Consider the following 25,702-nt stretch of genomic DNA (forward strand, 5'->3'; position numbering starts at 1 on the left):
CCTCCTAAAAGTTTACGAATATAGTTCCTATCCCTGTCCAACGATTAAAGCTCGCTTCACTCCTGGAATCTCTTTCAGACTATCCAGCATCTCCCCGAGTTCCTCATTTAAGTGTGAAATTTCTACGGAGATCACCACATTTGCCCGCCCTTGCAGCGGAATACTCTGGTGAATCGTCAACACATTAGCCCCATGTCCCGCTACAGAGCCTAGTACCTTGGAAAGCATTCCAGATTCGTGCTCCAAATCCATGGAAATCGTAACGATCCGCTCCCGTTCGAGCTGATGGATCAAATGAATTCCATCCTTGTATTTATAAAAAGCGCTTCGGCTTAATCCCACCTGCTCTACACCTTCATTTACGGTCTTCGCATCCCCGGCCTCAAGCAATTGTTTAACCTGCATAGTCTTAAGTACAGCATCAGGTAATATGTCCTCCCGGACCAAATAATAGCGTTCTTTCACGAACGTCCTCACCTCAAAGACTTTTGTGTTTTCTTAGTGGACATTATATCGGAAAAAGCCTGTAAATTGCAATAACTTTATCTGGATACTCTGAGGTCGGGGAGTTAGACGCAATAAAACCCCCGGATTCCCGGGGGCAGTTGGCAATCGTATGTACACTAACTGTATGGAATCGTCGTCCCGCAATAGTCACAGATTTTATCCTGCCCTGGAAGTACTCTACTCTTAGCACCGCAACTCGGACAAATGATGGATTTGGGCAGTTGGACAGGTGGTTTAGGCCTATTCTCCGGCAATGACTGCCGCCCAGATGATGGCTGGTTCTCTGATGCCGCGGAGGGCTGTGCCCGGTCAGGATGCACAAGATTGGGCGGTTGTTTATCTAAGAGCTTAACACGTCCTTCATAATAGACAAGATCAGAAGCAAGTAACCCCCATCTCACTAAATACCGTAGGTCTCTACGTACATCATCTTCACTTTGTTTCGTGATATCAGCTAAATTACCGATATGTCTAACATCATCCACTATGATCAGCATGAGATACTTCTTGCACAGAAAATCAAAGTTTTCTGTTGCGAAGGTAGCCCTCCCTGCAAAGCTGTCCGCCGGAATTATAAAGATCAAGTAGAGGACCACCAGAATGATCAATAAAGTGAACCACTTAAAATCCCCTTTGTAGGTCCCCACGGCGAAGAGGACGGCAAGTTCCATAAAAGCTCCCATACATACATGATAGAGCAATTTATAGTTAAATGATTTCCGCTCATTCTTATAATGAGTGCTTACAAAACGAAGCATCGCAAGTACAAACCCAAGCGGAGCAAACAAATAGGCAATCGCCATGATGATTCGATCAAACACTGTCCGGTCTCGCTTGTTACGATAGCGAAGGTTATTCTCAGGCGCACGCACCAGTGCTTGTGCCCGTTTAGAATAAATAAGCTTCGGCGGCAATTTTACAAATGGGTTATCTACACGTCCTTCATAATAAACAATATCTGGAGAAAGTACTCCCTGATCTTTTAAATATTCCAAAACCTCGCGGACGTTCTCTTCACTGAATCCGCGAATATCGGATAGGCTGCCGATATGCCTTATGCCGTCCACAAGAACCAATGCGATATAGTCATTGCAAAGATAGGTGAATCCCTCTCTCCATCCTACGGCTCTAACGGATAATTTGATGGCGGGAATCCTAAACAATGCGTAGATAATCACCAGCCTGATCAAGAGTGCGACATAATCGATTTGACCGAGTAGCTTGCTAATAATGAAATAGATCGCCAATTCTACAAAGGCACCCATACACGCATGATAAAACAGGTTAATATTGCTTGCTTTGCGCTGTCTCTTGGAATGTGTAGATAATAACCGAATGGCAGCCAATATAAAGCCAACCGGAGCAAATACATACGCAAACACAATAGTCGTATAATCAAACGCCGTCCGCTCATATTCATGCTTGTACACGGGTTTTCCCGATGTCGGCGGCTGTCTGCGTATATCCAATCCACTCATTTTGTCTTTAATCCCCTTATTTATGTAATCCTATATGCGATGCAGCTAATCTATTGGTTGACGGCATTAATTGTACGGGATCTTCGTTCCACAGTAATCACAGCTTTTAGATTGGCTTGGGAGCACAGTATTCTGGGCTCCGCACCCCGGACAACGGATAGACTTAGGCAGTTGCGGTGGAGACTGAGGCTGCGCAGGTATCTGCTGCCCCGATGCTTGGGTTCTCCCCGTTCCTTCGAAGCCCGAAGTACTTCCAGGGTAACCTTGATTAGCTGCTGATGACTCTGGCGTCTGGCGCCCTTCGGATAACGAGATATCAATATCAAGCAGTCCTTTATCCTTCAGATACTGGACATCTCTTCGTACATCACTTTCACTTTGGCCTATTCGTTCAGATATACTGCCAATATGCCGGATATTCTTATTTTGAATCAGCTCTATATAAGAAGTGTTAAGCTTAGAAAGGGTATATTTAGCTTTCGCTGTCACACTGGCCAGTATAAAAGCTGGAGTCAAAAACATGATTGCAATTAAAATAAGCGTTGATACTAATTCAGAAGTTCCAAATTCCCCATTGAGCGCACTAGAAAACATGGCAATAGAAAGTTCAACAAACCCACCAATAAATACATGCATCAGCAGGTTGAGGTTAGTCGGTCTGCGGTAATTTTTGTAATGCGTTGTCATCAAACGTAACAAGGCAAGCACAAGTCCAACGGGCATCAGCAGATAAGCCGCCGCGAGAATAACATAATCAAACCCGGTACGTTCGTATTTAAGCCGGGGAACGGCTGCATTTCCTCTCGGGAGCGGTGACGGCTCTTGTAGGTTCAAACTGTTCATGTAGTAAACTCCTCCTATTTAAGTGCCGCTAATTCACGGTTACGCCGCTGAAGTGTAGACTTTATGCTCTCTGACATCTCATTTATTTCTACCTGCCAGCCCTCATGTGGCTCTTGGGTCGCCAGCAGTAGCTTCACGTGATCATGTAACAAGGAAATCTGCTGCTGCAGAATATCCTCTGTAGCATATAAAGACGGTTCTGATATCGGATCACTGTACTTAAATTTTTCCTCCAACATATCTAGCACGTTCACTAGCTGCCCAGATTCGGAATTCTTCCAGCTACTAGCCAGCTCACTCATTTCAGTTAATTCGTTCTGATACCGCCGAAACTTTTGTAAAGACTTATTAGCTTGCTGTTCCCCTGCCCCGGCATTCCACCCGTAAAGCCCTATCGCGGCCAAAGTGATCGCCCCTAACACAAGAATCAGCAGTTGTTCGGCTGCGTACCACAAGGCGGGTAACTCCAGCAGCCAATCGAATAATAAGGCCGATACAAATACGATCGCTGCATAGATTCCCGTAATGATTGCACCGCTGATAAGAACAGGCGGAGTCTGCTGAATGCTACTTGCAGTTCGGAGCCAAAAAATACAATAGCCATAGATTACACTCTCTGCTAGCAGAACCGCGGATAAAGAAATTATGAACCGAAACAGTGAGTCGGAGAAACCTAATCCAATAAACGAGAACACTGTCAGTACTATAGCTACCGCATAAATGACGGTAATAATGTATATATATCTCCTGCTTTTGTTCATTAGGTCCTCCTTAGCCTGCTTTTGTTCCGCACTCTGCACAGAATTTTTGTCCAGCTTTCAGCTCATGTCCACAGCCGCTGCATTTAATCACCATGCTGTCTCCACAATGAGGACAGAATTTCACCCCTGGCGCTACCATAGTCCCACATTTACCGCAAGCTTTAGGCATTTCTTTTCCACAGGAGACACAAGAAGCCGCTCCCTCAGGATTATCTGCTTTACAGGATGGGCAAGCACGATAAGGATTTCCGCAACCTGGACAGAACTTAGCTCCCGCATTTAGTTCATGCCCACATTCAAAACATTTGATCTTGTTCGCAGACGGAGAACCTTGCGGGTTGCCTCCAAGCGCCTGCCCACAACCGCTGCAGAACCGTCCCTCTACTGGATTCATAACTCCACACTTAGAGCAGGAACGCTGCTCTTGACGTATAACTGTAGTCCCTGAATCCAAATTCATCCCTCTAGTCATACGGTTCACCATATCCATAGCCGGTCCAGCAAATCCCATTCCAAGTCCAAGCCCCATCCCGGTGTTCATCATGCCCACTCCAAGATTGCCGGGATTACCTGCCGCTTCTTCCATCGTGTCAAAACCACGCTCCTGCTGATAGGTGAATCCGATGATATCCATTTCTGCTTTTTTAGCCAAAGCTTCCTTCAAACGAATCGTTGCCGGATCATCCTCTGGAATATTGATCGAATCAATATAGAAATTATTCAGCTCAATGCCATTATCCAAGAAAGCCGAGGCTAGTCGGCCCTGAATATGTTTGGAGATCTCTGCAACATAAGCATTAATCTCCAGTATGCTGATTTGCTTGTGCACAAGGTAAGAAGAAATAAGTTCATTTATATTCGACATCAGCAGTCCGCGGAAATAACTGATAAGCGTTTCATGATCAAACTGCGGGAGTGTCCCTACGAGCTTCAGCAAGAATTTTCGCGGATCATCGATTTTTACACCAAACTGCCCAAAAGAGCGAACAGAAATCATGATTTTGTATTTAGGATCCTGAAGCTGTAAAGGCGAGCTTGTTCCCCATTTGACATTCATCGAATTCGTCTTATTCACATACCATACTTCAGCCGTAAATGGTGATTTTCCACCAAAAGGAAGATTAACGATATTGGATAAAATAGGTATATTAGCGGTGCTAAGGGTGTGCCGCCCAGCTGTAAAGGAATCAAGCGCTTGTCCGCCCTTGAATAGAATCGCTTCCTGGGATTCATTAACGATTAGTTGTGTCCATGTTCCCAGCTCCTGGTTAGGATATTTCCATGCAAATATACCTGGAGGACCGTCATACTTCACCACTTCTATAATTGCCATCTGCTATTCCTTCTTTCATTATCTTATATATAAATAACGTGTATGCTCCCAAATGGGAATTAGTGTATTTCGATATTTATTGTATACGATATATATCGTGTTTTGGGTTCTTTTATTGAAAAAAATTACTGATCTCCTCACAAAAAAAGCGCCAACTATGCCATCCCTTTACAGGAAAACCATAGTTGGCGCTTCATAGTCAGCTAAATATTAATAGTAGCTGCTGTTCTCAACGAATTCGAATTCGAAATCAGCGATACGGACAATTGTTCCTTCTACAGCACCGCGTTTACGAAGCTCTGCATCTACACCCATATGACGCAAAGTCCGTGCCAGCTTGAGAATCGCATCATGTGTGCTAAGCTGCATGCGCTTCAGCATACGTTCGATACGTGGGCTTGTGACCACAAATGCCTCGTTATCACGTGTAATAGTAAACGAATTATCCTCTTCTGCTTCCAGCTTATACACCTTACGTTCAGTAGTTTCAGCAACTTCCTCAACCACCGGAGCAACCGGAATACTGTCGAGAATATCCGTTGCACGATATAAGAGCTCCTGAACACCCTGACGGGTAAGGGATGAAATTGGCATGATTTCTAAATCCGGCCGCACCTCAGCTACGCGTTCACGGAAAGAAATAAGATTCTCTTCTGATTCAGGCATATCCATCTTATTCGCCGCCACAATCTGCGGACGATCGATTAGACTAGCATTGTACTGCTTCAGCTCATCATTAATTAGAACCCAATCCTCGAAGGGATCACGACCCTCAGAGCCAGACATATCAACTACATGAATGATGATACGCGTACGTTCAACGTGACGCAGGAATTCGTGACCCAGACCTATGCCTTCACTAGCTCCCTCGATTAATCCTGGCAGATCCGCCATCACAAAGCTTCGGCCATCCCCAACATCCACTACCCCTAAATTCGGTGTAATTGTTGTGAAATGGTAAGCTCCGATTTTGGGCTGAGCTGCGGACACAACCGACAGCAACGTAGATTTACCCACACTCGGGAAGCCTACAAGCCCTACATCAGCCATTACCTTAAGTTCCATAACCACATAACGCTCTTGGCCTTCTTCACCGTTCTCCGCAAGCTCTGGTGCTGTATTATTAGCTGTGGCAAAACGGGTGTTACCCCGGCCTCCACGGCCTCCACGTGCAACTACAACCTGTTGTCCATGACGCGTCATATCGGCAATGATCTCTTGCGTATCATCGTCAATCAGAATGGTTCCTGGCGGAATACGAACGATCATATGATCCGCATTCGCTCCATGTTGGCTTTTGTTCCGTCCTTTAATCCCTTTGTCAGCTTTGAAGTGGCGCTGATATCGGAAATCCATCAACGTGCGCAGTCCCTCATCTACACGGAAAATAACGTCGCCTCCACGGCCTCCGTCACCACCGGCAGGACCACCCTCCGGTACATATTTCTCCCGGCGAAATGCAACGAGACCATCCCCGCCGTCACCGCCTTTAACATAAATCTTAGCTTTATCTACGAACATAAATGTTCACCTTCCTCACATTTCAAGCGGTAATCGCAGCTCTACATAAGCCCTGCTAGGCTTAAACTGCTCTGCTTTCATGATTTTTCCTTGTACTATATTATAAATTTGCCCTTTGAGCAGCTCGGGATTGCCATGCTCCCCCTCGCCTTCGAAGGAGATAAGAATGTCTCCTCCATCCTGAAAAAAGCCAAGGCGCAGCTTGCGCGTCTCCCCCTGAGGAGCCAGCCCGTTGTACTGATAAGCCCGTATGGTCTGCATAATCACTGAAGTCAGCTCATCTCCTGCTTCTGGATTTAGCTTGTCCTCTAGCTGCAACCCTTCCTCCACCTGAACTTCCAATTCCAGACTAGACCTGTTAGTTCGGAAGGATTGGATATAGAAAACCAATGAAGGAATGCCCAACTTAGCGATACGACTATCAAGTGCTATGCGTTCCTTTATTCTTTCCACACACTCCACGGATTTATTAGGCTTTCCAAGCTGAATATATCCGTATAGAATCTGCAAATCGTTCATCCAATCATGTCGATGATGATTCAGTGTCCGAATCGCCGCCTGTTGCAGAGTGTTCTCTTGTATACGCAGCTCCCGTTCATAATGACGCTAGCTCCAGATAAAACTGAAAGCAACGATTGCCACTACCCAGATTCCGAGTAATAGACACGTCAGAAGAGAAGTATGCCAATACAAAAGACCTAAAGGAAGCATTACGGATAACATGACTGCCCAGATTGCACTTTTCCAGGATTTCATTCTTTCTCCCCGTCCCTCAGTTCGCAAAATTCATGACTTCGTTTAGATTATTTGTTTTGTTAGTATCATTTACCATTTCCTAGTATAACACACGCGTTCACTGTAGTTCACCAGAGATAATAACGAGATTTTCACATCTATCTAACCCTTCCAACTTTGCAACACAAATAATTATGAATATTCTACAAAAAAGCCTCCGGCACTCATGCCGGAGGCTTCTACTTGCTCATATGGTCCGTAAGCTTACGCTTCCAGTGCCGCTGCTACCGGAGCGACATCAACTGGGTACACGCTCACTTTTTTGCGATCGCGGCCCCAACGTTCGAACTTCACTACGCCATCCACCATTGCGAACAAAGTATCATCTTTACCGATGCCTACGTTAGTTCCTGGGTGAATTTTTGTTCCGCGTTGACGAACCAAGATGTTACCGCCGGTTACTGCTTGACCGTCAGCACGTTTCACGCCAAGACGTTTGGAATGGGAATCCCGTCCGTTTTTTGTGGAACCTACACCTTTTTTCGATGCGAACAATTGAAGATTCAATTTCAACATGTTGTCAACCTCCTTCTTTAAATATTTACTTGCTGTATTTGAATATACTTCCCGTATGATTCTGCGATATCATTCAGCATCACGACCATGGATTCAAGCAGCAATTGTACCTTCGCGGAAGTATCGAAATCTTCAACAGAACTTAATGTTCCACTTAAAAATCCGTTCTTCATGGACGTGTCCATGGAGATTCCGGTCAAGGTCTCAATCGAATTGACGGTTCCAACTGTTACAGCGGATACCCCGGCACATACGATATCTTCGCCACGCTTCGCATAACCCGCATGCCCCTTAACCTCAAAGCCAACGATAGTTCCTAGATCCGATAATCGTGTAATCCGCACGCTAATCATTAACGCACCTTCTTACGCTTGAATCTTCTCGATAGTTACTTTCGTGTACGGTTGACGATGACCTTGTTTCTTGTGGTAGTTCTTCTTAGGTTTGTATTTGTAAACTACAACCTTAGCGCCTTTACCATGTTTCTCGACTTTAGCTGTTACAGACGCGCCGCTTACTAGCGGAGTTCCTGCAGTCAGACCACCATCGTTAGAAACAGCCAATACACGGTCAAAAGTTACACTTGCGCCGTCTTCAGCTTCCAACTTTTCAATGAACAAAACGTCGCCCTCTTGGACTTTGTATTGTTTACCACCAGTTTCGATAATTGCATACATTTTACTTGCACCTCCTCATGTCTCAGACTCGCCTAGTCTAGGTGGCAGAATTCCCGTAGGAACTGCACTTATGTACCCGATCGGAGCGGTTACAGCATGTGCAGGATCAACTGCATCAAACACATACTTGAAGATAGTATCATACTTATGACTTATCGTCAACTCATTCCAGCCATTCTCCAACTTTTCCGGTTCCCCCGCAGCACTGGCAAATCACAGGCGCAAAGCTGGCTGAATCATGCCTTGCCTTCTTTCTGGTCATCTCGAGCAGCCCGAGTCTTGTCCACCCCAAAATATGTGTTTTGGTGCGATCCTTGCAGATCACTTCCTCTAATCGCTCTGTGACCATCTTGCGGTGAAGCTCTTGTTCCATATCAATAAAATCGACAATAATGATTCCACCAGTATCGCGTAACCGGATCAAACGACCGATCTCCTCAGCTGCGAGCAAATTCGTATTGGTAACCGTTTCTTCAAGCGATGCTCCGCCAATGTATTGAGCGGTGTTGACATCAATTACGGTTAACGCCTCTGTCTCATCCCAGATCATTGTTGCTCCACCCTCCAGCGTGATTTTGCGGCTGAAGCTCTTAAGCAATTGATCCTGAATACCATAAGCAGCGAAAATAGACTCCGCTCCATTATAAAGACAGACTGGCTTGTACCCTTCAGGAGCCATGTCGTCCAGAAAGGCTGTTGCTTCTCTAGCTGCGGCAGATGAATCAATAATCAACTGATCCCGTTGCGGATTAAAGGCATCTCTTATAAAGCGTTGGACAATACTAAGATCACGATGTAGTAAAGCCGGAGCCTCTACCGTTTGTGCTTTACGTGTAATATTCTCCCATTGGGCACGCAGAAAGGAAAGATCGCCCTCCACAGCTTCATGTGGCTCGTCCTGAGAAACCGTCCGCATGATAAGCCCTTCTTCTTTCATTCGCAGACGTTCTCCGATTCCTTTGAGACGGCTGCGCTCTGCTTCCCGGCTTATTTTTTTGGAGACACCGACGTATTCTGCAAAGGGCATGTACACCATCCAGCGCCCGGGCAACGTATAATGAGTCGTTACACGCGCGCCTTTTCCGCCGCTTGGCTCTTTCCGCACTTGAACAACAATATCCTGTCCCGGCTGCAAAAGCGTCTCGATAGAGGGCTTCACATCAGGCTGTTTATCCAAATTAGGATGCAATACATCATCAACATATAAAAAAGCATTCTTCTTCTGTCCGATATCAACAAAAGCAGCCTGCATACCTGGAAGTACGTTAATCACACGGCCTTTGTAATAACTGCCGACCAACCCTTGCTGCTGATCGCGTTCAGCCGCGTACTCCACCAGCCTTCCGTTTTCCAGAAGAGCCATTCGGGTAATGTGCTGCGTGCAGTGAACGATCATCTGTTTCATGGCTTCACCTCTGGTTTCGTTCGTTCATTCCTTCACATTCTCTGCATAAATACACTATATTCCGAAGTAGGTTGATATTAAGCGCTGTTCCGGCACAACAGCAACAACATTTCCTTTACCGTTTAACACATAGATAAAATGATATTGATTACGTTTAAATAGACGCAATATATCATCTAAAGGTTTCGCAGATAATGCAACTATTGGACGAGCTACGCTTCCTGTTCGCAAATGATACTCATAAACAGCCTCCCGATTCATCAAAAAAGCAACAAACCGGTACGGTAAATTACGATGGTCGGTAAAATTCGAATACAGCAAAAAAGCTCCGATCATGACCATATTCAGCCTAAGGCCTCCACCCGCTCCAAGAGGCAGCAGCGCATATATAATCACGAGGACACTTGCGGCTACACTCACCCGTCCAGTCCATAACAAAGTGTAGTAATAAGGAAGCACTAAACTAATAGTGGCCTGAAGCACTTTACCTCCGTCAAGCGGCAGCACTGGCACTAGATTAAAAAGTCCAATCATGGCATTGGCATGAATAAAATAGGTCAGAAATTCCTGATTGCCATAACCGGCTTGTTGAAGTCCCAAAGCAATTACAATCATAATTCCATTTTGCAGTGGACCGGCAAGGGCAATTCCGATCTCACGACTGGCTGTAAGCCGCCCATGATCTTCAATAACAGCCACTCCGCCAAACGGAAGAAGCTGAACCGACTTAACTGTAACACCAGCCATAAGAGCCGCAACGACATGTCCCATTTCATGAATGAAGACAATCGTAAATAAGGTGAGCAGCTCTAGAAATTGTCCCGTGATCACGGAGAATAACATAATGATCACGAACAGTGGATGTAGTGACAGTTCGATACCAAAGATCCTAATCAAACGATACCACTTCTGTAGGATCAATATAAGTCTTGTCTTTCATCACTGCGAAAAATAGTGTTGAAGCTGAGGATACGTCCTTCTCCATCATCCAACCGAGCGAATCCCCGCTCTGCACCCAGTCATCAACCTCCAGCTTGGTGCCGCTCAAATGTCCGTATTCTGCAGTGACACCGCCTGAATGCTGAACAGCAATTCGAATGCCCCCTTCCAGCTCTTTAGAGATGGAGAGAATACGTCCCATGTCTATACTTTTCACCGTCACATTTAAGGTTGAATCGATTTGAGGCATAATTTCCACCCCTTTTAGCGTAGATGCAAAAGGCTGGACAACGCTCCCAGCTATCGGGGCAGTGAGTTGATGATGAGCGGCCACTTTTTGAGCAGGCTCATCTTTATCCCCAAATATCGGAATGAACGCTGGAGCTCCGTTAAAGTTCTCCTCATACCAAACTCTCACAGCCGTGAAATCCATGTCATTGCTTAACGCATCACTAATAAAAGCTTGCATCTTATACGACCATGGCTGATGTACCGCAAAGACCCCCCACACTGCTCCAAACACAAGAACACTAGCAACAAAGCGCCGAATAAAACCGGCAGTAAAATTCGAGCCTCCACCACCGTCATCCTCCCAGCCTCCACGACTCTTTTTCCACATCACCTCTGGATCGGGCTCTACAGAGGATTGATCCGCATTCTTAAATCCTGTTCCCCATTCCTTAAAGCTCGTACTCTTATCCGGCATAATAAATGAAGGGGGAGCCTCCGCTATTTCTAGTTCTTGAACTTCCGAAACTCCTGAGACTGCTGAGACTTCCGGGAGTTCCTCCAATAAACTACGAATACGCTCCTTGCGGCGATTCTTGATATCTGATTTCTGATCCATATTTATCCCTCCGGACGGGCTTGTTTTACTTCCATTTTATGAAGCACGGAAGTCTCTTTAGAACAAGCCCCTCCAAGACAGACCATTTAAATCCCGGAAATGCCATACATTCATATTTATTCAAAAAAAATAAGCCCCACCATAGATTTCTCTACTCGTGGGACCCGTGTATGCTTCTTATAATAGGATTGCTTAGTAAAAATTAAGCCATACCGAAAAATTTCTTAAGCTTCTTAAATGCTCCCGGTTTGCGGTCAAGCTGCATCAGGGGTACAGCATCACCTAAAATTCGGCGTGCAATATTGCGATAGGCAATAGCTGCTGACGAATCGGGATTCATAACTGTAGGTTCTCCGTTATTTGCGGCTTTAATAACTAGCTCATCATCCGGAACAATTCCGATAAGATCAATGTTCAGCACCTGTAATATATCCTCAATATCAAGCATATCCCCAGACTTCACAAGACCTGGGCGAATACGGTTTACCACCAATTTCGGCGATTCCACACTCGACTGTTCTAATAGTCCGATAATACGATCGGCATCCCGCACAGCGGCATGCTCTGGTGTGGTAACCACAATCGCTTTATCCGCACCGGCAATCGCATTGCGGAAGCCGTGCTCGATTCCTGCCGGACAATCGATCAGAACATACTCATATTCCTTCTTTAGTTCAAGAATGATATCTCTTACTTGTTCAGGAGAGACAGCCGTTTTATCCTTTGTTTGAGCTGCAGGCAGCATATACAATTCATCAAAGCGCTTGTCTTTAACGAGCGCTTGATTAAGGCGGCAACGTCCTTCCGCTACATCCACAAGATCATAAATAATACGATTCTCAAGCCCCATAACTACATCCAGATTACGCAGTCCAATGTCGGTATCGACGAGACATACTTTTTTGCCCTGCAGTGCAAGTGCGGTTCCAATGTTGGCTGTTGTGGTTGTTTTGCCAACTCCGCCTTTGCCCGAGGTTACGACTATCGCTTCTCCCATGGAGGCTACACCCCTTTAAACACATTTAAATCCTGACGTAATTTGACCAAATTATGAATCTTATCGATCTGCATAGCTCCGTTTGTTAAATATGCAAATTCCATACTGCTTTCACGGGTTTCCCATTCATCGGGCGGACGACTAATAATATCGGCAATTCGCAGCTGTGTTGGAGACATTAAAGAAGCAGCTATAATCGCTTCCTCATTCCCGTCTACTCCAGCATGCGCCATCCCTCTTAGCGAACCTAGTATATAAATATCGCCTGAACAGGTTATGGTCCCCCCAGGGTTCACATCCCCCAGATATAGAAGATTTCCGTTATGGTGCAGCACCTGACCGGAACGTAGAATTCCACTCATCAAAAACAATGCGTCATTATCCTCACTGCCGGGCGCTGGAAGCGCCTCTATAGATCGAATCAACAGATTTCCCTGTCCCTTAAGAATCTCCAGCACAGCTTCCTTGTCTTCCTCAGTTACGGTACGATTGCCCAGCTTTATGTCCACATGTACAATCGGTCCAGTTAAAATATTTTGATGGCTGTGCTCCAGCTTATAGCGAAGCTCGCTCAGAAGATCTTCAAAGGGACATTTGTCGTCTAGCAGGAATATCAGGCCATCCTTGATGCCCTTAATCCTTACATGCTTGGATTTTACTGTCATATGCCTGGCCCCCTATCCTCATTCATTCGTGCCGGGCCCCTTAAATTCCTGCTTTGTATAGAAAGAAAATAGAAGCTCTTTAAGCCGCTTCTTCCTTATTCGTTTCTTTCTTGATTAGCTCAAGCTGGCGCCGAACCGGTATGTAGAAGAGTAGCCCGATGGCAAAATGAAAAAGCATCGTCGGCAGCATGTGATTCAAAATCGCCCAGCTATAAGGTTCTTGATTAAGATTAAATACACTATAGATACCAAATAGTATACTATCCTCAAGTAGACTTCCAAGCAGAACCACAGTCATCATAAGGGGCAGCGGAGCACGTGGAATCTGAAATAAAAGGCCGATTAAATAAGCCGACAATCCCATCGCAAAAGAGTGTGCTCCAAGAATTCTGCCGTAAAAAACGACATCATGCAGCATTCCAAAACATAATCCCAATATAAGTGCTGTATGCCGATGATGATATATAGTCACGAACAATAACACTACAAAAACCAGATTCGGAATGATTCGCATCTGCCAAACATCTGGAATCAGCCAAGGTAAAATGGTTCCCTCCACAATAAATAAGAGGAACAGTAACAGAACAAGAACTGATCTGCGCATATTCACTATTCAGCACGCTCCTCCGTAAACACAACAATCAACTGCTTCCAGTCCTGAAATTCTGCTGAAGGCTTAATCACTGCTGTGGAGGTTAATCCAAATTCACCAACATCGACGCTTTCAACTGTGCCTATTGTCAATCCCCTTGGATACAATCCTCCAATACCGGAAGACAGAATAGTATCCTTCGCTGCAATAGGATCACCCGGTGGAATCTTAGTCATCAGCAGTCTGTTCGTCTCTGGATTATAACTCTCAATCATCCCAAAGGATTTACCCTCTTTATTTAAGGCAGTTGCCGCAATAGGCGGCTGGGAATTAGGATCATTGGTGTCCATCATTGTCATCAGCTTCACTGTGGAGGTGAAATTGCTCACCTTACTGATAACACCGACTAGACCATCCACTGAAATCACGGACATATTAGGTCTAACCCCATCTTTGGAGCCCAAATCGATAACAATCGTACTATTGCTTGGCTCTGTTGTCTGGCTAATTACCTGTGCAATACGATATTCATATTTATACAAATTTTTCTGTTCTTCAGTGAAATTCCAATTTCTCTCCAACTCGTCATTCCGCGCCTTGACGAAATTATACTGGGCTTTATCACGTGCATACTGGGCAGCCATAATTTTAAGCTGTTCATTTTCTTTAGCAAGATCACTCAGATTTCCAATATCTTCAAACAAGCCCGCTACATATCCAGCGGGCTTGTAGAACATTTTTTGCACGAAACCAGTCGAATCTCTGAGAAAGTTCTCCGGCCAGGACAAGCCTTTCCTTGTTGCCAAGCTGAAGCCCATTACCACAATGAACAGCACCAGTGTAATCAACAGAATAAACAGACGTTTATTGCTTAAGAGTTTAAACAGTTTCAACACCCTCTAACAACAGTATTTCTCCCATAACAGGGGTTGACTTACACAAGTGGTAGAACATCATCTTATCTCTTCGAACGAAGACTGGATCCGCTGCGGCTCTTGAACAAATGAATGTTCTCAAGTGCCTTACCGGTTCCAATAGCTACACAGTCCAGTGGATTCTCAGCAACAATAACCGGCATTCCCGTCTCACGTGCAAGCAGCTTATCCAAGTTGCGAAGCAAGGCTCCCCCACCTGTCAAAACAATTCCACGATCCATAATATCTGCTGCAAGCTCTGGCGGACATTTTTCCAATGTTACTTTAACAGCTTCAATAATAGCATTCACTGTGTCAGACAAAGCTTCACAGATTTCATCAGAAGTAATTGTAAGTGTTTTTGGCAGACCTGTTACGAGATCACGGCCGCGAATTTCCATGGTTTCAGCCTTTTCAAGAGGAAGGGCCGAGCCAACATCCATTTTGAGCTGCTCCGAAGTACGTTCACCGATCATCAGATTGTATTGACGTTTGATGTATTGAATGATGGACTCATCCGCTTCATCACCTGCAACACGCACTGAACGGCTAGTAACAATACCGCCGAGCGAGATTACGGCAACTTCAGTTGTACCTCCACCGATATCTACAACCATACTACCTGTAGGCTCCCATACTGGCAGATCCGCACCGATAGCAGCAGCAAAAGGCTCTTCGATAATGTAAGCTTCTCGAGCGCCAGCTTGTTTGGTAGCATCTTCTACCGCACGTTGCTCTACAGCAGTAATACCAGATGGCACGCAGACCATTACATTAGGGTGACGCTGGAACATAGAACGCTGTTTCTGTGCTTGACGAATAAAATATTTAATCATCGTAGCCGTTGTATCAAAATCAGCGATAACGCCATCTTTCATCGGGCGGATCGCACGGATATTTCCAGGAGTACGACCGATCATTTTTTTGGCGGATTCACCCACGGCTTCAATCGTCTTAGTATCAGTGTTAATGGCTACAACGGAAGGCTCTCTTACAACAACGCCCTTACCGCGTACGTAGACAAGCGTATTCGCTGTCCCCAAGTCAATTCCTAAATCTTTTGTGAAACCACCCAACATGCTAATTTCTCCTTTTCCTAAGTAAATCTACATTTATATTACATATGTCCTTTTTCTTTCAAGCTTACGAAACTGCTATCTCCGATAATTAGATGGTCCAGCACATCTATTCCGATAATCTCACCTGCCTGAAGCAATCTAGCGGTTAGGGAAATATCTTCTGGACTAGGTGTTGGATCACCACTAGGATGATTGTGCGCGCATATAATAGAGGCGCTACTGCATTTTATAGCTGCTCTGAATACCTCACGAGGATGAACGATCGAAGCATTCAGGCTGCCCATGGACAATGTTTCTTGTCCAATCACATGATTCTTCGTGTTCAGAAACAGACAGACAAAATGCTCCTTTTGCAAATAACGCAATTGCTCAGTCAGAATCTCTGCAGCGTCCCTAGGACAGCGGATAATGACCGGCATATTGAACCTGGAATTCGCAAGGCGCCTTCCCAGTTCGATGCCTGCTTTTAGTTGTACGGCCTTGGCAGGACCGATACCGTTGATTTTGGTCAGTTCTTCGATGCTAAGGTCAACTAGCCCACGCAGGCCACCGATCTTCCCCAGCATCTGCTGTGCAATATGAATAGCCGACTCGCGGCGTGTTCCCGTACGCAGCAGAATGGCTAACAACTCCGCTTGACTTAATGATTCCGCCCCATAATGCATCATGCGCTCTCTAGGTCGTTCTTCATGGGGGAGGTCCCGCAGCATAATTGGTTGCGACTCCATCCCTATCCCTCTTTCCCCAGGCTTCCTACCGGCTCAATACAGTTATACCGAACTCGGATAGCATTTCGCCAAGAAGCGACAAAGGCAATCCGACTACATTGAAATAACAGCCTTCAATTCGTTCCACCAAAATGGACCCAAGCCCTTGTATCGCATATGAGCCAGCCTTATCAGCAGGCTCTCCCGTAGCTATATAAGCAGCAATTTCCTCTTCAGTCATTGCCCTCATCGTTACGGAAGTAACACGGTGCTCCACTATAGTCTTCCCATTCGGGAGTCCGAGGCAGGCTACACCCGTGTATACCTTATGAGTTCGGCCCTGAAGTCTGGTAAGCATCGCTTTGCTGTCCAGCTTGTCCACCGGTTTGCCTAGCACAGTATTATCTAATACAACAATTGTGTCGCTTCCTATAATGACTGCGTTACGCTCTCCGGCTGCAGCTACTACGGCTTCTGCTTTTCGCAAAGCTAGACTGCGCACGATTCTCTCCGGCGTCCAATCCGGCGGTGTGCTCTCATCAGCTTCGCTGGTAATGACCTCAAAGGGCAAACCCAGTAAGGATAACAGCTCACGTCGACGCGGTGAACCTGAGGCTAGAATAATGAGTGGTGAGTTGTCCACGTTGTAAACGTCCCTTCTTGCTCAGTAACGAGAGTTACAGTCTGCGGTACAGCCATACAGCTGTAATAATACCGGCGAGACTAAGCATGCACAATTTCAAATGAATAGTGATGTCATAGGTTATGATGTCTAAATCGGCTCGCGGAGACCATTTGAGCACAGTCGATGTTGTTAGAAAAGACAGAGCCTTTACGGGCTGCAGCAGCTTGGCGATCCAGGCTCCAGCCAGCCAGCCTAGAATTAGAAATAACAGCAGTGTTCCTACATTTTTCTTCTTCATCTCAGTCTTCCCTCGCCATTTTTTGACACCCTAATTATTATACGGTGAAACGGTGATCAATACAAACGTAAAATCCCCTACGGTAATGTTTACCACCTTTTGCCCTAAAAGTTGCGGAACGATACCCCTCTCCAAAAAAAACAACAAGCCCCCAATTCCCCGGAGACTTGTTGTTTTTTGAATCCGCAATCCAAGCATTCAATTCATAGCAGACAGCAGCTGTTTTTGGCTGGTCAAGAAGCTCAGCATGGACTCCTGCACTTCCCAAAGCAGGGCTTGCGCCTTGTTCTTGTTATATTCACTCAGTGCTGAAATTCCTTGGCTCATAGATTTCTCTAGCGCTGCGCAAATGCTTTTGGCTTCAGGCGTTATGCCTTGCTCCAGAGCTTTAACAGCTTCACTCCATTGGAGATGAAGATCACTCACAGCTGAGGTATTAGCTGCCGCATCCGTTTGTCCTCCGCTGAGTAAAGAAGCGGATTGACTGCTTAGTTCACTGAGCAGCTGTCCACTCACCGCAAAATAACTATTCACAGCCTCCGCATTTCCGGCAAATCCTAATCGTTCCACTCCGGGAAGCTCCACCTCTCTTACATAAAGCTCAATCCCTTGATTCTTCAGACCACTGCTGAGCAACTTAGCTTGTTCACGGTCAGAGGACATTCCGGCATATACACGATTTCCGTCAGCAGGGTCCAAGCCCGCAGCCAAGCCAGCGTCCAACAGCTCTTGTCTAGCTTGTTCCGCGCCTGCCGGCGTACTGAATACGCCATACTGCAGCAGGTAGTAGCTTTGCGCAGCCACTTGAACAGGAATAGTGTTTTTGCCGGTATCATCTGTGCCCGTAACCGGCAATCCCGAGGTTCCTACACCTGCTGGATCATTAGCTCCGGAAGTCTGCCCTGAAGTAGCCAACGTATCTGTTATCCCGGTTCCTGAACTACTGTCCATGTTTCCTCCATAAAAAAAGGAAAGTGCCGCATATCCTAATAGTAGACCCGTGCCGATCGCCCCCACCACAGACAGGGATAATTTCCACCAATACGATGGACGACGAGTATGGTATGAGCCCCCATAACCTCCCGTGTAAACCTCTGCTGATTTATCTCTGTCATCCAGTACCAAATCTGAAAGCAGATACGATTGCTGCGTATTTCTGAAATCTCTATCCTGTTCGTCCCATTCTTGCTGGCGTGGATCTACAGTTCCTGAGTAGTAGTCGTAAGCATCCTCCGGTGGTGCCTCACGCATAGAGCGTAAATCAGGTTCATGCACCCAAGTATGCTGCTGTGCTGGACCGACCTCCTTGCGCAACTCCTCTGCATATTCTTCAGCTGTGCCCAGTCCGCCACTGGACCAGCGCTCCACTACCTGCGGTTTTGGCTTAGGCTCGTCCTTATTCACGTCAAATCGGAATGTCATTCTTCCGTTATTCAACAGTAACACCTCACCTCATCTAATCTATATGGAAATATATGATAGACAATAGAGAGATATGCTATTTTTATAGCCAAATGAATAATGAAAGTTATACGGATTCAGTTTACATTACATGTAACTTTTATATACTATATAAAAAGAGCTAAAAGTGTGCACTATACTAGTTAAGCTAGAAATAGGATTTTAGTTCATTACAGTTTAGGAGGGCTTTTTCTGAAACAAAAAATTCAAGCAGCAATTGTGGGCTACGGTAATTTAGGAAAAGGTGTACGTAAGGCTATTAACCAAAGTGAAGATATCGAGCTGGTTGCGATCTTTACGCGCAGAGAGCCTGGACAACTGGAAGCCGGTGAAACCGGTGTGAAATTCGAGCATATCTCTGCCGTCGAACAATATAAGGGAAAAGTGGATGTTATGATTCTGTGCGGAGGATCGGCTACCGACCTGCCAGAACAGACACCAGCTATTGCCCGGATGTTTAATACCGTGGACAGCTTTGACACTCACGCCAAAATCCCTGAGTTCTTTGCGACCGTTGATGCCGCAGCTAAACAAGGCGGAACACTCAGCGTAATTTCTACGGGCTGGGATCCAGGCCTGTTCTCCATGAACCGTCTGCTAGCTGAAGCTATTCTTCCACAAGGTAAAGAATATACTTTCTGGGGTAAAGGCGTCAGCCAAGGTCACTCCGATGCCATTCGCAGAGTAGAAGGCGTTAAAGGCGGCGTACAATATACGGTTCCAGTACAAGAGGTTATCGAGGCTATCCGTGCGGGTGAAACACCAGAACTTACTACTCGTGAAAAACATCTTAGAGAGTGTTTTGTAGTAGCTGAGGCAGGTGCAGATCAAGAGCGCATTCGCGAAGAAATCGTGAATATGCCGAACTATTTTGCAGATTATGATACTACGGTTACTTTCATCACTGAAGAAGAACTAGCAGCTCAGCATAGCGGTATTCCGCACGGCGGGTTTGTTATTCGCAGTGGTGTAACAGGAGAAGGCACGAAACAAATCGTTGAATTCGGCCTGAAGCTGGAAAGCAATCCTGAATTTACGGCTAGTGTGCTTGTGGCTTATGCCAGAGCTGCTCAGCGTATGAGTCAAGAAGGTCAAAGCGGAGCGCGTACTGTATTCGATATTCCACTTGGAACGTTGTCTCCGAAATCACCAGAAGAACTGCGCCGCAACTTGCTCTAAAATCCTGTCAACAAATAACCCGCGTAGGACTTTTAATGGTCCTCGCGGGTTATTTGTTGTCCAGAGCAGCAAGCATCTTGTCAGACAACCTTCTATACAAGACTAAGAATCTTACTCTTAACATGATTCATTTCATAATTCTTTAATAAAGTCTCATGCGCACGATCCGCAATAATAGCGCCAAGCTCAGGATTTTTCAGTAAATTCAATACACTTCCAACAACCTCAACCGAGGTATTAGCCAGCAAAATATTTCGGTTATGCTCACAATTCAGCTTCTCACACATGATAGAGCTAGTAACCACCGGCGTTTTAAGCGCCCAGGATTCCAGTATATTTCTAGAAACTTCGCAGCCTTCAAGGATAGGCACCAGAACAGCTTTAGACCGTCGTATGTATTCAGTAGAGGAATTTACTGGTCCAGTGACTATGACCGATTCATCTTCCTTAATCAAAGTCATGACCTCCGGGTGAACCTCTGAGCTGATAATATAACTACTGATATCTGGCACTTGCTCCTTAATCATGGGATAGGTTTTTTTAAAGAATACTCGGGCTGCATCTATTCCCAGTCTCATATTCATATTCCAGTGCAGCACAATTGAATTTTCTTTAGTCACAGGCTCTGCAAAAGTCTCATACTCATTCATCTTGATGAAATGGGGGACAACATGAACCTTACGGGCATCTGCAAATGATAGAGATTTGAACGCTAGTGCATCCCATTCCGAGGTTGCTAAAAGCAGACCCGTTTTATTCATTAATCGCCGTTTATTCCTACGATCCCATGCAGCATTGAGTTTATTATAAGGATTCTTCCTGCTTAACTTCCCTGTCTCTCCGGAAGATCCTCCGCTTCCGTTTGCAAAACTATAGGTATCTGTGATCACACTGGCTTCTGGAAGCAAGTTCCTCACCATATCAATACATTTTCCCAATAGGACATGCGATATAAATACATGCTTATAATTATTGGAACGGCAAAGCTCCAAAATAGTGTTTTTCATATCTTTATCTATATGACTTAAATTTGAGAAATTCCGCAGTTTATGTAAGGGGCGCAACATTGGCCTCCAGGTCGTATAATCTTCGTTAATGTTATGAACCGTAAGTGCCGTCCGCTCATTAATAGACACGGTTTGGTTGGCACTTCCGTACGTCAGCAAATCTATATCAAATTTCCCAAGCAAAATCTCGAGAATACTCCCTGTTCTCATTTCTCCTTCTAGATCCTCTGCGCTTTGATTTTGGGCTGATAGGAACAGCATTCTTTCTCGCATGACTCTGGCTCCTTGTATTTTGTAATAAAAACCCCCATCTACCAACTGAAACTTTAGATGCAGTTCAATAGTAACTCATTTCACTTAAAAGTTTTGTCGATTTATAGGGGAAGTCTAAATTTTTTTAAGTTTTTTTCTGGTTCCTCAGAATTCTATTACAATTTCCCCTTATAAACCGCCGCTTTTTCTAAAAAACAGACTAACCCCCCTTTTTTCACGACATACATAATCATGAATTGCTCTATTAATAGAAGTTGTAATCGTTAGGTATTATGTACTAATCCTCTTTGCATACAAAAAAAGCGTCTCCCTCGTATAATGTCGAAAGGAAGACACTTTAGTTGTCGTAGCTTCTAACTACACAGTTCCGGCCCTTTTTCTTAGCCTGATACAATGCAATGTCACTAAGTTTGTAAAGAGTGCTCAATGAGTATCGTTCACCTGAATCCACCGTGATGACTCCAATACTTATCGTGTAATGCAGAGGTACACCATGAATGATCGCCCCTGTAACCGCTGTGCGCATCCGCTCTGCAATCATATCACTGTTTTGTTCATCGGCTCTATGCAGCAGCACAGTGAACTCCTCACCGCCGAATCTTCCGAACAGATCGCCATTGCCAAGCTGCTGTTTTATTTTATGAGCCAGATCCTTCAGAACGTGGTCGCCGGTATTGTGGCCGTAGGTATCGTTTATACGTTTAAAGTGATCAACATCCAGCAGTAAAAAAGAATATGGCAGCTTCTTCATCGCTGAGGCAGCTATTAAAGGTCGGACACGCTGAACAAAGGATCTGCGATTCAAAATACCTGTCAGCACATCATAAGTGGCCACCCGCTCCAATTCTGTAAAGGAATCCTCTCTATATAGCAGCATGATTCCCGCAGTTCCTAAAAACATAAGCAAATAAATCCCCAGATAAAAAAATATCTGCAGCCAGTGAGAGGTCAGTGCATTCAGTCCTAACATCGAATAAAACGGTTCAAGTCCCTTGCCAACCAGCGTTAAAATTACAACACCGTACAACAATCCCATGGTTTGCTGGAGAGAGGTCTCTCTAATCTTCACAGCTAATATGTAAGCAGGTAAAGCTATGATCATAATCCCAAATAGACAAGTTGCAGCCATAACGAACCGCTCATCTGGCATAATTAAATGCAGTAGGACTACAACGACAATGGACACTCCGAACAGGATCGTATAATATCGTTCAACCCAGCTCTCAAAAACCCTGAGAAGCATCAGAAGCGCTAAGCTTTCCAGCGTACCTCCAGCTAAAGCAAGCAGCATACTGATTGGAATGGGAAGTCGCGAGTCTGTGAAATCGTTCAGCAAAAGGAGAATTAAAGCTGCCAGCTGCAAATATTTTGCCGTGACAAACAAGGTAGAAGTCCGTTCCTGCGCGTAACGCAAACGATAGACAACAATAAGCAATACCGTGAATGATTGCCACATAAAGAGGCAGACCAGCAGTGTCTTGAGATCCAGATGCATGTTAGTGAATTTCACCCCCTGTATTCTCTAAGCTCAATAAATATAATTGTATCTGACCACTCGGTTTCTTCCTTCTTGTTTGGCTTGGTATAACGCTTTATCGCTCAGCTTGTACAGCTTATTTATCCAGATCTCCTGATCCGGCATGATCGTAATTACACCTATACTAACTGTATAACCTTGTGAGAGTTTTTGTGTGGACGTCTTCATTACTGCCTCTCGTAACGCTTCAGCTTTCCGGTCACAGCTAGCTTCATCAAGCCCGCAAAGTATAACTGCAAATTCCTCGCCGCCAAGCCTGCCGAATAAATCGCTGTTTTCGAGGTTGTCCTTAATCGTCAATGCGAATTCTTCCAGAACAACATCACCGGTATCATGGCCGTATGTATCATTGATTTCTTTGAAGTGATCCAAATCCAGCAGCATAAACGAAAAGTACTCCTGCTCAGCAACTGCCTTCTCAAGCCGTACCTCAGCTTCCTGAAGAAATGCTCCACGGTTAAGGATTCCAGTCAGATCATCGTAGCTAGCGATTCGTTTCAGTTTTACAAAGGAATGCTCGTTAGAAAGTAGAATAAAGCCTGCGGCTCCCACAATCAATAATAAATACATCCCCAGGTAATATAAATACTGCGAAAGATTAGTTGTGAACACGTTCATCTCTGGCTCCCAGATCAGTGCAACAATCGCGCGGAGCAGCATAATCCCTGCAAAAGCGTAAAATAATATTCCGAGTATCTTCTGAAGAGGGGTGCCTTTGGGGTTCACCGTGAGGTGGTAAGCTGGATAGACAATAAAAAGTATCGACCATAGTGAGGTGCAGGCTATGCGCCAGCTGGAATGATGAAAGAAGACGGCAACAATACTAAAAGTAATCGAACTAAGTATGGAAAGCGTTATGTAATACAACTTTATCCGCTGCCCAAGGATGCCCATCATCAGCAGTAAAGCAATAATCTCCAGACAGCAGCCTAGAAGAATCAAAGCGTTGCTAAGTGGAATGGATAAAGCGCGGGGAATATGGCCCCATAATAATAATGAACACCAGAAGAGCAGTTGCACCGCCTTAGAGCGTATGAATAAGGTGGATGCCCTGTCTTTAGGAGCGCTCCTCCGGTAGTTGGTTATCAGCACCAATATAAATAGGTTTCCAAAAATAAATAAATACACTAACGTTTTGATATCAAGCTGGGAGTCCATGAGTCACCACCTACACGGAAAAATTGATCCTCTACTGACAGCACTATAGCACTCAATGGCCGGTTCAGCAAATACCCTATTTATTTCATTTTTTAGAATGTACATACACCGCTTAAGTATACAAAAAAGCACTTCCCCCTGCACGGAGCTCGGGGGAAGTGCTATGGTCAAGAGAATATGAATATTCTCGTGTAGGCCTGTGTTTGTATTAACGCTTCTTCAAGCCGTCCGCCAATGCGTATCCAACCTTCCAGATATCGCCTGCGCCCATCGTAATCACCAGGTCACCTGGGGCAATACGAGGTTTCAGATCAGCAAGCACATCTTCTTTGGTTGGCAGATGTCTTGCACCGGCGTTACTGTTCTGCACAATAAGCTCAACCAGCTTCGCAGATGTAACCCCCTCAATCTGCTTCTCACCTGCCGGAGAGTAGATGTCGGTAATAATCACTTCATCTGCTTCGCTAAAGGCGCGGCTGAAGGCATCTAGCAGGAAGAACGTACGTGTATACCGCTGAGGCTGGAATACGGCAATAATCCGTTTCCCCGTTGCCTTAGCAGCACTGATTGTCGCCTGAATTTCAGTTGGGTGATGCGCATAATCATCGATGACCAGAATGTCATCGACTTCTCCGAGCACTTGAAAACGGCGCTTCGCACCATGGAATTTCACAATCGCTTCAGCGATTTTCTCAAAAGAGATTCCTGATTTCAGACAAGCGATAACCGCAGCCATTGAGTTATACAGATTGTACTGACCTGGCACGGACAGTTCAATTTGTCCCAATACTACGCCATTATGGTTCATCATATACGAAACCTGACGGTCGCCAAGAACGATGTCTGTTGCAATATAATCTGCTGTCTTCGACTTGATGCCGTAAGTAATCACCTTACCTGACACTTCAGGCAATAAAGAAATCACGTTCTCGTCATCTGCACACACAATCGCAGTGCCGTCTTCACGTGTCTGGTTCATAAACTGTACGTAAGCAGCCTTGAGACGGTTAAAATCTCCGCCGTAATTCTCCAAGTGATCTGCTTCCACATTCGTGACAATTCCAAGCCAAGGATGATAGTGCAAGAAAGAGCCATCGCTCTCATCCGCTTCCGCCACTACATAATCGCCTTGTCCTGCCTTTGCATTCGTACCGACATTCATAATCTCTCCGCCGATAATATACGTAGGATCAACTTCACACTCTTCCATTACAAGCGCGATCATGGAGGAGGTAGTTGTTTTACCATGCGCTCCGGCAACGGCTACCCCTTTACGTTCGTTCAATAAACGGGCTAACATTTGTGAGCGGTGCAGAATTGGAATCTTAAGACGCTCTGCTTCCACCCATTCCACATTATCGCTGGACAAAGCCGTAGAGTACACGACCAGATCCGCACCTTTTACTTGTTCTGCTGTATGCCCAATATAAATCTTGGCACCTTTAGCAATCAATTTATCCGTCAATTCTTGGGCAGCCACATCGGAGCCCGTAACCGTATATCCCATTTCTAGCATTACTCGGGCAATCGCGCTCATACCGTAGCCGCCGATCCCTATAAAATGCACACGTTCAGTAGTATCCAACAG

General features: G+C 45.3%; 28 protein-coding genes and 1 other annotated feature. Of the genes, 1 reads left to right on the plus strand and 27 read right to left on the minus strand.

The window, feature by feature from the left end:
• Positions 1-27: 27 nt before the first annotated feature.
• The 23 genes from MKX34_RS25525 to MKX34_RS25635 all read right to left on the minus strand — a co-directional run bounded on the left by MKX34_RS25525 (position 28) and on the right by MKX34_RS25635 (position 18,921).
• Positions 28-465 carry an ACT domain-containing protein gene (locus MKX34_RS25525; protein WP_036685183.1) on the minus strand — a complete coding sequence of 146 codons (438 nt, stop codon included), beginning with the start codon at positions 463-465 and terminating at the stop codon, positions 28-30.
• A gap of 158 nt (positions 466-623) precedes the next feature.
• Positions 624-1,985 carry a zinc ribbon domain-containing protein gene (locus MKX34_RS25530; RefSeq protein ID WP_036685181.1) on the minus strand — a complete coding sequence of 454 codons (1,362 nt, stop codon included), beginning with the start codon at positions 1,983-1,985 and terminating at the stop codon, positions 624-626.
• Between the two features lie 66 nt (positions 1,986-2,051).
• The gene (locus tag MKX34_RS25535; RefSeq protein WP_036685179.1) at positions 2,052-2,828 is read right to left on the minus strand and encodes a hypothetical protein; all 777 of its coding nucleotides are present in this window, start codon (positions 2,826-2,828) and stop codon (positions 2,052-2,054) included.
• Between the two features lie 14 nt (positions 2,829-2,842).
• Positions 2,843-3,589 (minus strand): hypothetical protein, encoded by a 747-nt coding sequence (locus MKX34_RS25540; RefSeq protein WP_036685177.1) that lies wholly within the window; start codon positions 3,587-3,589, stop codon positions 2,843-2,845.
• Between the two features lie 10 nt (positions 3,590-3,599).
• Positions 3,600-4,922 carry an SPFH domain-containing protein gene (locus MKX34_RS25545; protein ID WP_036685175.1) on the minus strand — a complete coding sequence of 441 codons (1,323 nt, stop codon included), beginning with the start codon at positions 4,920-4,922 and terminating at the stop codon, positions 3,600-3,602.
• 210 nt (positions 4,923-5,132) lie between these two features.
• The gene (gene obgE, locus MKX34_RS25550) at positions 5,133-6,443 is read right to left on the minus strand and encodes a GTPase ObgE (protein WP_036685174.1); all 1,311 of its coding nucleotides are present in this window, start codon (positions 6,441-6,443) and stop codon (positions 5,133-5,135) included.
• Positions 6,444-6,458: 15 nt separating this feature from the next.
• Positions 6,459-7,031, minus strand: coding sequence for a Spo0B domain-containing protein (locus MKX34_RS25555; RefSeq protein ID WP_339205469.1), 573 nt, complete (start codon positions 7,029-7,031; stop codon positions 6,459-6,461).
• A 411-nt stretch (positions 7,032-7,442) separates the two neighbouring features.
• Positions 7,443-7,754: a 50S ribosomal protein L27 gene (rpmA, locus tag MKX34_RS25560; protein ID WP_036685171.1), complete on the minus strand. Its 312-nt coding sequence runs from the start codon at positions 7,752-7,754 to the stop codon at positions 7,443-7,445.
• A 17-nt stretch (positions 7,755-7,771) separates the two neighbouring features.
• Entirely contained in the window at positions 7,772-8,107 is a 336-nt protein-coding gene (locus MKX34_RS25565; protein WP_036685168.1) for a ribosomal-processing cysteine protease Prp, read from the minus strand.
• 12 nt (positions 8,108-8,119) lie between these two features.
• Positions 8,120-8,431: a 50S ribosomal protein L21 gene (rplU, locus tag MKX34_RS25570; protein ID WP_036685166.1), complete on the minus strand. Its 312-nt coding sequence runs from the start codon at positions 8,429-8,431 to the stop codon at positions 8,120-8,122.
• Positions 8,432-8,445: 14 nt separating this feature from the next.
• Positions 8,446-8,532, minus strand: a sequence feature (ribosomal protein L21 leader region).
• A complete protein-coding gene (locus MKX34_RS25575; RefSeq protein ID WP_155288184.1) occupies positions 8,447-8,614 on the minus strand; it encodes a hypothetical protein in 168 nt (55 codons plus the stop codon). (Overlaps the previous feature by 86 nt.)
• Positions 8,595-9,836, minus strand: a complete 1,242-nt coding sequence (locus tag MKX34_RS25580; RefSeq protein ID WP_076297118.1) for an Rne/Rng family ribonuclease — start codon at positions 9,834-9,836, stop codon at positions 8,595-8,597. Before MKX34_RS25580 ends, MKX34_RS25575 begins: the two co-directional genes overlap by 20 nt.
• Positions 9,837-9,890: 54 nt before the next feature.
• Entirely contained in the window at positions 9,891-10,733 is an 843-nt protein-coding gene (locus MKX34_RS25585; protein ID WP_076297117.1) for a M50 family metallopeptidase, read from the minus strand.
• Positions 10,726-11,622, minus strand: coding sequence for a M23 family metallopeptidase (locus MKX34_RS25590; protein WP_076224596.1), 897 nt, complete (start codon positions 11,620-11,622; stop codon positions 10,726-10,728). Before MKX34_RS25590 ends, MKX34_RS25585 begins: the two co-directional genes overlap by 8 nt.
• Positions 11,623-11,824: 202 nt before the next feature.
• Positions 11,825-12,619, minus strand: coding sequence for a septum site-determining protein MinD (gene minD / locus MKX34_RS25595; RefSeq protein WP_036685156.1), 795 nt, complete (start codon positions 12,617-12,619; stop codon positions 11,825-11,827).
• Between the two features lie 5 nt (positions 12,620-12,624).
• The gene (gene minC, locus MKX34_RS25600; protein WP_036685154.1) at positions 12,625-13,284 is read right to left on the minus strand and encodes a septum site-determining protein MinC; all 660 of its coding nucleotides are present in this window, start codon (positions 13,282-13,284) and stop codon (positions 12,625-12,627) included.
• A gap of 79 nt (positions 13,285-13,363) precedes the next feature.
• Positions 13,364-13,894 (minus strand): rod shape-determining protein MreD, encoded by a 531-nt coding sequence (mreD, locus tag MKX34_RS25605; protein ID WP_080742577.1) that lies wholly within the window; start codon positions 13,892-13,894, stop codon positions 13,364-13,366.
• Positions 13,894-14,772, minus strand: a complete 879-nt coding sequence (gene mreC, locus MKX34_RS25610) for a rod shape-determining protein MreC (RefSeq protein ID WP_036685152.1) — start codon at positions 14,770-14,772, stop codon at positions 13,894-13,896. The genes mreD and mreC overlap by 1 nt, the downstream gene beginning before the upstream one ends.
• A 62-nt stretch (positions 14,773-14,834) precedes the next feature.
• On the minus strand, positions 14,835-15,869 hold the full coding sequence (locus tag MKX34_RS25615) for a rod shape-determining protein (RefSeq protein WP_036685150.1): 1,035 nt from the start codon (positions 15,867-15,869) through the stop codon (positions 14,835-14,837).
• Positions 15,870-15,907: 38 nt separating this feature from the next.
• A complete protein-coding gene (radC, locus tag MKX34_RS25620; RefSeq protein ID WP_076297116.1) occupies positions 15,908-16,597 on the minus strand; it encodes a DNA repair protein RadC in 690 nt (229 codons plus the stop codon).
• 25 nt (positions 16,598-16,622) lie between these two features.
• Positions 16,623-17,219, minus strand: a complete 597-nt coding sequence (locus tag MKX34_RS25625; protein WP_036685146.1) for a Maf family protein — start codon at positions 17,217-17,219, stop codon at positions 16,623-16,625.
• Between the two features lie 34 nt (positions 17,220-17,253).
• Positions 17,254-17,499, minus strand: a complete 246-nt coding sequence (locus MKX34_RS25630) for a DUF4321 domain-containing protein (protein WP_036685144.1) — start codon at positions 17,497-17,499, stop codon at positions 17,254-17,256.
• A gap of 198 nt (positions 17,500-17,697) precedes the next feature.
• On the minus strand, positions 17,698-18,921 hold the full coding sequence (locus MKX34_RS25635; RefSeq protein ID WP_155986597.1) for an SPOR domain-containing protein: 1,224 nt from the start codon (positions 18,919-18,921) through the stop codon (positions 17,698-17,700).
• A gap of 231 nt (positions 18,922-19,152) precedes the next feature.
• Here MKX34_RS25635 and MKX34_RS25640 point away from each other — a divergent pair, with 231 nt between their 5' ends.
• A complete protein-coding gene (locus tag MKX34_RS25640) occupies positions 19,153-20,139 on the plus strand; it encodes a diaminopimelate dehydrogenase (protein ID WP_036685143.1) in 987 nt (328 codons plus the stop codon).
• A 92-nt stretch (positions 20,140-20,231) separates the two neighbouring features.
• Here MKX34_RS25640 and MKX34_RS25645 read toward each other — a convergent pair whose 3' ends face one another.
• From MKX34_RS25645 to murC, 4 genes are all read right to left on the minus strand, one after another.
• Positions 20,232-21,419 (minus strand): glycosyltransferase, encoded by a 1,188-nt coding sequence (locus tag MKX34_RS25645; protein WP_076297115.1) that lies wholly within the window; start codon positions 21,417-21,419, stop codon positions 20,232-20,234.
• Between the two features lie 337 nt (positions 21,420-21,756).
• Positions 21,757-22,914 (minus strand): GGDEF domain-containing protein, encoded by a 1,158-nt coding sequence (locus tag MKX34_RS25650; protein WP_076297114.1) that lies wholly within the window; start codon positions 22,912-22,914, stop codon positions 21,757-21,759.
• Positions 22,915-22,947: 33 nt separating this feature from the next.
• Positions 22,948-24,114 carry a GGDEF domain-containing protein gene (locus tag MKX34_RS25655; protein WP_036685138.1) on the minus strand — a complete coding sequence of 389 codons (1,167 nt, stop codon included), beginning with the start codon at positions 24,112-24,114 and terminating at the stop codon, positions 22,948-22,950.
• A 208-nt stretch (positions 24,115-24,322) separates the two neighbouring features.
• Positions 24,323-25,699, minus strand: a complete 1,377-nt coding sequence (murC, locus tag MKX34_RS25660) for a UDP-N-acetylmuramate--L-alanine ligase (protein WP_076147960.1) — start codon at positions 25,697-25,699, stop codon at positions 24,323-24,325.
• Between the last annotated feature and the right edge of the window lie 3 nt (positions 25,700-25,702).

It is taken from the genome of Paenibacillus sp. FSL R5-0636 (assembly GCF_037974255.1).
Taxonomy (GTDB): Bacteria; Bacillota; Bacilli; order Paenibacillales; family Paenibacillaceae; genus Paenibacillus_AQ; species Paenibacillus_AQ odorifer.